Raw genomic sequence first — 9,764 nt, 5'->3', positions numbered from 1 at the left:
ACTGTTGGAGTTAATTCTTCATTTTTTTCTTTATCTTTTAAGATTAGTTTAAAATAATTTTCCACAATCTTAGATATGGACTTTCCTTTTTTCTGGGAAAGCTCTTTTACATTTTCTATTAAATCTGTTTCTATTCTTAAAGTTAATTTGGTATGCAAAATTGGTACCTCTTTACGTATATTTCTTTCATATAATATACGTCATTTTATTTAATCTGTCTCCTCTAACTTTTTAGAGACTCTTTCGTTTTTTAGAGTTTTTGCTACGCCAGTTATTGTTATGTATGCTCTTTTTGAAACTCCTAAAGGGACTTCTTCAGGAATTCCCATATTTTTCTTTGTTTCAAAGAAGTTTTCCCTTAATGAAAAATCAAATTCTGTGCAACCAATACAAGGCATTCCTGCTCTGGTTTTAGAAGATATCCTATTCCATAAAATTTTATTACACGGTGCATGGGTCATTGGTCCTCTACAACCAAGATTATAAAAAAGACAGCCTTCTTTATGTCCAAACTCTTCTGCCTCTGTTTTCCATTCAAAATATTCATTTCTTGTGCATCCATTATGGGAAAGATACATAAAAAGCTCTTTTGGTCTATTAAAGCTGTCTAAGATAACTTCTCTTCCTTCAAGAAGTGCAATGAGGGTTTGCATAAACCATGCAGGGTGCATAGGACATCCGGGAATATTTATTACGGGATAGCCAGATTTCGTTTTAAAATCAGAGGGAAGAAAACCTTTTTTTTCTTTGAATGTAAATTGTAGTCCTTTTACATCAGGATTTTCAGGAAAAGTAGCAGGAATGTTGCCAAAAGATGCACAGTTTCCGGCTGCAATAATGTAATCAACTTTATCTTTTAGTTCTAAAACAATCTCACCTATTGAAAGTTCCCCTATTCTGTGAAAACGCTTATCTGTTGTTATACTGCCTTCTATTATCAGAAAATTTACTTTTTTCTTGCCTGATAAAACTTTGTTTAGAACTTGCAGGATATCTTCTTTATAGCTGATTTCTGGATGGAATATCAGGTCTATTTTTGAAAAAATTTCATAAGAGGATGGATTTTCTGCATTTAATAGAGACTGGGAATTTCCATTACATGATAATCCTTGAAGCCATAGCAGTGTTTTTTTAGTCATTTTTCAATGCACGCCATATATTCTCTGCAAGTTCATCTGAATATTCTATAGGGGATTTAGGTAAAACATTTTCTCCTTGCAGAAAAACCATTCCACCAAGGGGCCCCATCATTGTAACAAATGCGGGGAAGAAATCTTGCTGTCTTAAATCCCCTTTTCTTGCTCCTTCTTCTAAAAACAGCATAAGTTCTGTTACCACTTCATTTACGCATAAAAATCCTTCACAACCTTCATCAAAAACTTCTCTGTTTGATAAGAAAACCCTGAGGAAATACTCAATTAATTCAGGCTGCTGCTGTGCTATCTCAAAAAATCTCCTTACAATCTTATAAATTTTTTCTTTTGTGGTTATATTTTCCTCATTTATTTTTTTTATCTCATCTCCCAGAAGTTTAGAGGAGTATTTCATTATGTATTTAGCCAGTTCTTCTTTTGAACTGAAATAGTTATATAAATTCCCAACGCTCATTCCCATAGCTTCTGCTATGTCTGGAATGGTTGTATTGTAATATCCCTTTTCTGCAAAAAGTTTACAGGCTGTTTTTACTATTTCTTGTTTTCTTTCTTCTTTAGAAACTCTTTTTACCTTTGACAATGTATAACCCCTGCTTTGTTTTATATGAATATAAGTATAAGAATATTAGGTCAAAATATCAAAGCAGAGGTTTCAAAGGACTATACTATGCTTCTTAGAGAAGATTTCAGCTTTATGTAATTAATCCATTTATCCAAGCCTTCTCCTGTTTTGGTGGAAATCTGTATAACGTCCATCTTAGGATTTAAGGCTCTGGCCTCTTCAATGGCTTTTTTGACATCGAAGTCAAAGTAAGGAAGAAGGTCTGTTTTTGTTATAAGCATAAGATCAGCACTTCTAAACATCACAGGATATTTCGCAGGTTTATCGTCTCCTTCAGGAACAGAAAGAAGAACAACATTAAGATGAGTTCCTATGTCATAGGAGGCAGGACAAACCAGATTTCCTACATTTTCAACAAATACAATATCAAGCTCTTCAAGGGGCAAATGGTGTATTCCTTCATGAACCATAAAGGCGTCAAGATGGCAGGCCTGCCCTGTTGTGATTTGGTATGCAGGAACACCTTTTGCCTTTATTCTCTCTGCATCTCTATTGGTTTCTAAATCTCCTTCTATAACACCGATTTTTAGCTCATTATTTAAAAGTTCTATTGTTTTTTCTAAAAGTGTTGTTTTACCGGCTCCCGGTGAACTCATAAGATTTATCGCAAAAATTCCGTGTTGGTCAAAATGTTTTCTGTTGCTTTCTGCCTGTTTGTCATTGGCATCAAGGATTTTTGTTATTACTTCAACAGTTTTTTTATCCTCAAGGGTTGGGTTCCCATGATGATGGTGATGATGGTGTTCATGGTCGTGATGATGATGTGTATCTGTTATAGAACAACCGCAGTCTTTACACATTTTAATCCTCCTAATGAATGGATATTCATTAATATAATACACTTGAAATCAAAAGTCATGGAGATGGTAATGGGTATGGATAACTTTGCCGTGTCTGTGTTTATGGGTATGTATCAGATTAGCCTCTTTTAGCTTTTCTATATCTTTGACAAATCCCTCAAGATTTCCATCATATATAAGCTGATGATTTTCAGACAGGACAAGCCCCCTATCCCCGAGTTCTAAAGATAAGCTTAAATTATGGGTAGTAGTAATAACAGTAATATCAAGCTCATACAGAAAATCAACAAGCCAGCCTATACTTCTTGGATCAAGATTTGCAGTAGGTTCATCAAGTAAAAGCAATTCAGGTTCCAAAGCAAGAAGTGAGGCAAGGCATACTTTTTGTTTTTCTCCACCAGAAAGGTCAAAAGGCGGTCTGTCTAAATATCTATAAACTCCAAGTTTATTTGCCCAGTATTTAACCCTTTCGTCTATGTTATCCATTCCAAGCTGACGGAGACCGAAGGCAATTTCATCATAAACAGTAGAGTTAAACAACATACTATCAGGATTTTGGAAAAGGAGAACAACTTCTTTTCTAAATTGTTTTGCAAAATTTTTGTCCTTAAGCTGTTTAGGAGTTATTTGTGTGTTTTTATAAACATATATTCCTTTCTGAGCAAAAATTAGACCGTTTAATATTTTTAAAAGTGTTGATTTTCCGCTTCCATTTATACCAAGGAGAACAATTTTTTCTCCCTTCTTAACAGAAAAAGATATATCCTTTAAAATTTCTTTATTTTCATATTTAAAAAAAAGATTTTCTATTTTTATCATACTCAATCTATAAAAAATCCCCTTGATTTCATTGCTTGTGAAATTTCTTTTGAGTTATTTATAGACTTATTCAAAAAGAAATAAGATACCCTTGAGATAAAATTATACATATCCTTTCTTTCAGGTTTCTGTATAATTCGGCTTTTTAGTGCCAGTTTAAATTCATTAAAGGATTTTTTATAGATCAAAATCTGGCTATAAGATAGAACAACTAAAAACTGCAGTGTTTTAGAAAATGATAAAGCTTTGAATATATTTATCTTTTGTATGAAAAGAAATGTCATAAATGTAATGGTAAAAACCCTCAAATTAAGAAGAATTATATACTCAAACCATTCCTGATTTTTCAAAACAGAATAAATGATATAGCTTATGCTAACTATACTGTTAAACAGGATTATAGAAAAGGCTGTTTTCTTTAGTATAGAAAAAATATCTTTTCCTGAAAAAACAAATAAAAAGCTGAGAAAAACAACAAAGAACCATAGATTATGAACAGAAGTAAGAGCGATTATGCCAAGCAAATACAGGACAAAAAATAGTTTATCCTTCACCTTTTGACCTGATAAAAAGTTTTAGAGTGTGGAAAAATAAAAATATAACAGCAATTCCAATAATAGCAGATATGTAATAAGATACAACTTCAGGAATACCATTTAAGGAGTAATCAGGGATTACAGCTTTTATTAAATTTCCATGTTTTATTCCTGAAGGAATAAAACCAATAACCTGTTTATAAAAATCCTGCTCCCATTCTCCCCATGCAGGTTTATCTGTAAGCAGCCCTAAGGGAACGGCAACAAGCAGTAAAAACACAGGCAGAAGGAGTTTTTTATGCATTTTTTACCCTTCCTTTTAAAAATGGATTTTTAATCTTCTCAATAAACTTTATAACAATAAGCGTATATATCCCCTCAACAATACCAAAATAAAGCATATGGGAACCAACAAGAGCTGGAATTGTTATTTCAAGGCCAAACGGAAAGAATAACGGTTTTCCATCAGAGGTATGGGCAATAACAGGTTGAACACCTAAAAATACAGCAATAATAAAAGAAGCTGCCACTATGGAAAGCCAGCCGGAAATAAACAGGGCTATATTTTCATTAAATTTAGATAATCCTTTATATGTGTAATAAGCTACAAATGATGCAACAAAACCCATAGCAAGAGAATTAACAGCCCATGCTGTTATTCCACCATCTCCAAAAATAAGCGCCTGTATCAGTAAAACAAGGCTAATAGATATAAAAGCTATCCACGGGTCAATCAGAATGGAAATAGCAGCTGTTCCAATGGCATGTCCACTTGTTCCCCCGGGGATGGGAATGTTTATCATCATTATCAAAAAAGACATAGCAGTTAAAGAGGATATCAATGGAAATGTCTGGTCATTAAGTTTTTCTTTTAGTTTTTTTATACCATAGGCCATAAGAGGCACAGCTACAGCATAAGAAGGTATATATGTCACAGGTGATAAATAACCGTCCGGAATATGCATTCTGCATCTCCAATATTGCTATTCTTTTATCCAAGATAATGAATGAAAATTCATTTGTCAACTTAGGATTTAAAAATAAATTTCTTGACCGATAATTAGATATTAGAGGTTAACTTATGATTAGATTTGCTATATGTCCGCATGACACAAGACAGGGTTTAGATAGATGGGAAAGTATTGCTAAATCATTGGAGGATATTTTTTCCCAAAAGGTAGAACTTATTCTATTCAAAAATCATTCTGAAGAGGAAAAACTCCTTGAGTCTAAAAATATAGAAGTAGATATCTATTATGCATCCCCTGACGTATCACTTGAACTGAGTAAAAAAGGGTTTATACCCCTTGCAAAATTTGGTCATCAGCAGGATGTAATTTACATAATAAAAAGAAAAGGGAAAAAACTACCCAGAAATCCCAGAACAGGAATAAATCCCTATAAATACATGTATCTGGGACTTTTAGAAATACATTCCAGATTTGAGTATGTGGATATTATTCCTATATGTTCTTACACAGAAATAATTAAAAGTTTAATTGACAATCAGATAGATATAGGGTTTATTTACAAAGATTATTACGACCAGCTACCTGAAGACATAAAAAACCAGATAGCTGTTATTAAAAGAATTCAAACGATTTTTCACCATTCATTTTTAGTAAAAAAAGATTTTTACAAAAAATATAAAAAACAGCTGGAAAAATTTATTCAACAAAACTCACTGAAAAAAATCCCCCCTGAAACTCTGAAAAGTTTTGATTTCATATACAACATAACGGACATCCTGAAAAAGATTGAAGAAGAAAAAGCCGTTTTAAAATCCATAATGGAATTTCCCCATATATTTATCCTTATCTATCACAAAACTTATTTGTTTGCCAATAAGGCATTCCTGAAATTTTCAGGTTATTCTCTGGAAGAACTTCGGAAACTCAAGCCAGAGGATATTATCGCAGATGAAAAGGATAAACCTTTGATTAAAGAAATTGCAAATCGCAGGATAAAAGGTGAATTTTTCAAAAGGGAATATACACAGTTAAAGATAAAAACCAAAGCCGGAAAAACAAAATATTTGCTGGGATTCTCCAAAACTATATTCTACGAAGGAAAATATGTAGGTGTTGTCTTAGGGGTAGATATAACCAAAAGAAAAAGAATAGAAGAGTTTTACAGATTTATAAGAGAAATAAACCAGCTGATTATCAAAGAATTTGATGAAAACAAAATATTTAAAAAGGCAGTAGATAACCTTATAGATATTGTTGAATTTGAAAAGGCGGGATTTTTCAAACTGGAAAATAATAATATCAAAATGGCTTACGGGAGAAATACATCACAAGAGGAAGCAAAATTTGCTGAATTAATGCTTTATAGATGGTATAGGGATACAAAATACCCAACGCTGATAGTATCAGATATAGATAAATCCGGTTTGAATTCTCCTATAAAAAACAAAATAAAATCTTACGGATATAACTCATTTTTTGTAATTCCAATTTTTAAGAAAAACAAACTTTATGGATTTTTAACAGGAGGTTCTTCTGAAAAGGGATTTATAAACAAAGATGTAAAATCTATATTAAATGAAATCAAAAATGACCTAAGCTTTGCGTTAGACAAAATTGAGAATATTAAAAATCTTCAGATAATCACCAATGCCATAGAAAAATCAAAAGAATGGTTTATGATAACAGACTCAGAAGGGAGAATAATATATGCTAATCAAACAGTATCAAGAATTTCAGGATATAAAAAAGAGGAAATCATAGGAAACACTCCAAGGATATTTAAATCCGAATACCAGACAAAAAACTTTTATAAAAAATTGTGGAAATCTATTAAAGCAGGTAAAGATTTTGAGGCAGTTTTTGTAAATAGAACAAAAGATGGAAAGCTATTTTATTTAGACCTTTTAATTCATCCTATAAAACTTAAAAACAAAGAAATATTTTTTGTTGCAACAGGAAGGGATATAACAAAAGAGGTTTATTTATCCTCGGAAATTGAAAAATACAAATTTTACGACCCACTTACCCAGCTTTTAAATGCCTATGGATTTTCATTTAACATATCTGAGAAATTGAAAAACACCAGAAATTTGGGAGTTCTAATCATAATTGATATTTATAACATGTCCTATATAAACAATGTTTACGGGGAAGACACAGGAGATAAGCTGTTACAATTCCTTGCAAAACAACTGGAAACAAACTTTAAAAAGGAAGATATAAAAGCACGTATAGGCGGTGATGAGTTTGGTTTGTTTATCCATGGTCTTAAGAAAAAAGAGGATATAAAAATTATTCTGGAAAGAATATACGAGATATTCTCCAGCCCCGTGAAAATAAATAGTCTGGAAATTGAGGTTTCCTTCAATATAGGTATATCAATATATCCAGTTGATGGAAGAAGTTTTCAAACCCTTTATAAAAAAGCCTTTATAGCCCTTACATCTGCAAAGAAAGAGGGTAAAAATGTAATTAAGTTTTATAATCCTCAGATGGAAAAACTGGCCAGAAAATCAATTTTTATAGAAAATCTTGTAAAAAGGGCAATAAAAGACAATTTGTTTGTATTCCACTATCAGCCCTATTTTACCCGGGAAGGATTTAAGCTTGTAGGGGCAGAATCCCTTGTAAGAATAAAAGATGGAGAAAAAATATATTATCCGGATTCTTTTATTGATTTCCTTGAAAAAAGTGAATTTATTACAGAATTTGAAGATATTTTAATAAAAAATGCTATAGAAAAAATAAAGCAGTGGGGTATAAAAGTATCAATAAACATATCAGGTAGAAGCTTTTTAGATGAGTATTTTTACAAAAAATTTTAGAATATACCCCAGAAGATAAGACAAAAAATAATCCTTGAGGTTACAGAAAGGGAACTTTTAAGGGATATAAAGTTGGCACAGCATAATATTCAAAATCTTAAAAAGCTGGGACTTTCAATAGCTATAGATGATTTTGGAACAGGGTATTCATCTTTTTCTTACTTGAAAGACCTTCAGATTGATATGCTTAAGATTGATATATCATTTATCAGGGATATGTTGAAAGGCAAAAGTGAACAGGCTATTGTGGAAACAATAATCCAGCTGGCACACAGGCTTGGTATGAAAACCCTTGCTGAAGGAGTTGAAAAGAAAGAGCAGGTTAAACTACTTCAGGAGTTTTCTTGTGATTATTTACAAGGTTATTATTTCCAGAAACCAATTGATGAAGAAAGTTTCAATAACTATCTAAATCAAATCCTGAAAAGCTGATAAAATAAATTAAAAAAAATTCCTGAGGTAATCCCTTTTTGAATAAAAAGGATATTTTTCTGTATATATTTGTCTTTATAACTGCTTTTTTTATTTTTTCTGCAAATATAGGCGGTCTTTCTATATACTCCCTTGATGAAGCTAAAAACTCTGAATGTGCCAGAGAAATGCTGGAAAGGGGAGATTTAATTGTTCCGACCTTTAATTATGAGCTCAGAACAGATAAGCCACCGGTTCATTATTACTTTATGATGCTTGCCTATAAATTGTTCGGTATTAATGAGTTTTCAGCAAGATTTTTCTCTGCTGTTTTTGGGGCTTTGACAGTTTTAATCACATTTTTATTTGCCGGAAGATATCTAGGAGAAAAAGTGGCGTTTATGGCTTTTGTTGTGCTGGTATCATCTTTGCATACTGCTGTTCAATTCCATATGGCCGTTCCTGACCCGTATCTAATCTTCTGGATAAATGCAGCCCTTTTTTCATTTTTTGTAGGATTTAAAGGAAAAAAGGTAGTTTTTATATACCTGTTTTATCTTTTTATGGGATTAGGGGTTTTAACGAAGGGACCGGTTGCAGTTGTTTTGCCTTCTGCAATAGTCCTGCTTTATCTGTTTTTAACCAGAAATTTAAGCTTAAACTCAATAAAATTTTTAAGGCCTATAACCGGACTTTTTATAACTCTTGCATTATCTTTACCGTGGTATATTGCCGTTTATATAAAAACCGATGGGAAATGGGTTTACGATTTTATCTTTAAACATAACATTCATAGATTTTCTGCCCCGATGGAAGGGCACGGAGGAATATTTTTAGTCACATTTTTATTTGTTTTTATTGGACTGCTACCTTTTTCTGTTTTTATTATTCAGGCTTTAAAGAAGGTCTGGGAAGATAAAAGTAAAGATATTTTATTATTTTCTTTAATTTTTGCAGGGGTATATGTGGGATTTTTTGCCATTTCCAAAACAAAACTGCCTAACTATACTGTTCCTGCATATCCGCCCCTTGCAATAATTTTAGGCTATTATCTTACTCAGATTTATCTATCAAAGCTAAAATCAATACTGGCCAGTATCTCAGTATACATTTTCCTAAGCATAGCTATTGTTATAGGTCTTTATTTGGGAATAAAAAATGAACCTGCAATAAGAGACCTTGCTTATCTGTCGTTCTGGTTCCTTATATTAACTGCCGGCGGTATTTTTGCATTTATCTTTGCTTTAAAAAGGAATTTTATTTTATCCGTGTTGTCCCTGTCTGTATTCTCAATATTCATGAGTTTTATATTTTTTTACAAAGCTTTTCCACCGGTTGATAAAAGAAATCCTGTAATGCAGATGCTACCCCTGATAGATAAACAAAAACCTGTGAGATATTACAAAAACTTTAATCCGGCATTTGTTTTTTATCTGAGGAAACATATAAAGCCCCTGAATAAAAATGAGATTTCTCCATTTTTAAATAGACCTGAAAAGGTTTATATACTTACAAGAAAAAGATATCTAAAGGAGTTTTCAGGAATTAAAAATGCTTTTATTCTAAAAATTGTAAAAGATTTATTCGAGAATAAGGTATCAGCCTTGATATCAAATAAAAAATAGG

The 9,764-nt window shown here is 32.0% G+C and carries 8 protein-coding genes and 1 pseudogene; 2 read left to right on the top strand and 7 right to left on the bottom strand.

Annotated elements, in window-relative coordinates; all coding sequences use genetic code 11:
- Nucleotides 1-209: 209 nt before the first annotated feature.
- The 7 genes from MVE07_RS00500 to cbiM form a co-directional block, all read right to left on the bottom strand.
- The gene (locus MVE07_RS00500; protein ID WP_297452711.1) at nt 210-1,139 is read right to left on the bottom strand and encodes a Ni/Fe hydrogenase; all 930 of its coding nucleotides are present in this window, start codon (nt 1,137-1,139) and stop codon (nt 210-212) included.
- Nucleotides 1,132-1,734: a TetR/AcrR family transcriptional regulator gene (locus MVE07_RS00495; protein ID WP_297452709.1), complete on the bottom strand. Its 603-nt coding sequence runs from the start codon at nt 1,732-1,734 to the stop codon at nt 1,132-1,134. Before MVE07_RS00495 ends, MVE07_RS00500 begins: the two co-directional genes overlap by 8 nt.
- 80 nt (nt 1,735-1,814) lie before the next feature.
- Nucleotides 1,815-2,576, bottom strand: a complete 762-nt coding sequence (gene hypB / locus MVE07_RS00490) for a hydrogenase nickel incorporation protein HypB (RefSeq protein ID WP_297452707.1) — start codon at nt 2,574-2,576, stop codon at nt 1,815-1,817.
- A 48-nt stretch (nt 2,577-2,624) separates the two neighbouring features.
- Nucleotides 2,625-3,395 (bottom strand): energy-coupling factor ABC transporter ATP-binding protein, encoded by a 771-nt coding sequence (locus tag MVE07_RS00485; RefSeq protein ID WP_297452705.1) that lies wholly within the window; start codon nt 3,393-3,395, stop codon nt 2,625-2,627.
- Between the two features lie 2 nt (nt 3,396-3,397).
- Nucleotides 3,398-3,949, bottom strand: coding sequence for a hypothetical protein (locus MVE07_RS00480; RefSeq protein ID WP_297452703.1), 552 nt, complete (start codon nt 3,947-3,949; stop codon nt 3,398-3,400).
- Nucleotides 3,939-4,235, bottom strand: coding sequence for a PDGLE domain-containing protein (locus MVE07_RS00475; protein ID WP_297452701.1), 297 nt, complete (start codon nt 4,233-4,235; stop codon nt 3,939-3,941). The genes MVE07_RS00480 and MVE07_RS00475 overlap by 11 nt, the downstream gene beginning before the upstream one ends.
- Nucleotides 4,228-4,896, bottom strand: coding sequence for a cobalt transporter CbiM (gene cbiM, locus MVE07_RS00470; RefSeq protein ID WP_297452699.1), 669 nt, complete (start codon nt 4,894-4,896; stop codon nt 4,228-4,230). Before cbiM ends, MVE07_RS00475 begins: the two co-directional genes overlap by 8 nt.
- Nucleotides 4,897-5,012: 116 nt before the next feature.
- Between cbiM and MVE07_RS00465 the strand changes: the two are divergent.
- Nucleotides 5,013-8,159: pseudogene (locus MVE07_RS00465) on the top strand (EAL domain-containing protein).
- A 38-nt stretch (nt 8,160-8,197) separates the two neighbouring features.
- Nucleotides 8,198-9,763, top strand: coding sequence for a glycosyltransferase family 39 protein (locus MVE07_RS00460; protein WP_297452697.1), 1,566 nt, complete (start codon nt 8,198-8,200; stop codon nt 9,761-9,763).
- Nucleotide 9,764 lies beyond the last annotated feature (1 nt).

Source organism: Persephonella sp. (assembly GCF_027023985.1).
GTDB lineage: Bacteria > Aquificota > Aquificia > Aquificales > Hydrogenothermaceae > Persephonella_A.
The sequence above is the reverse complement of the archived record's forward strand: the minus strand, read 5'-3'. Positions and strand labels throughout refer to the sequence as shown.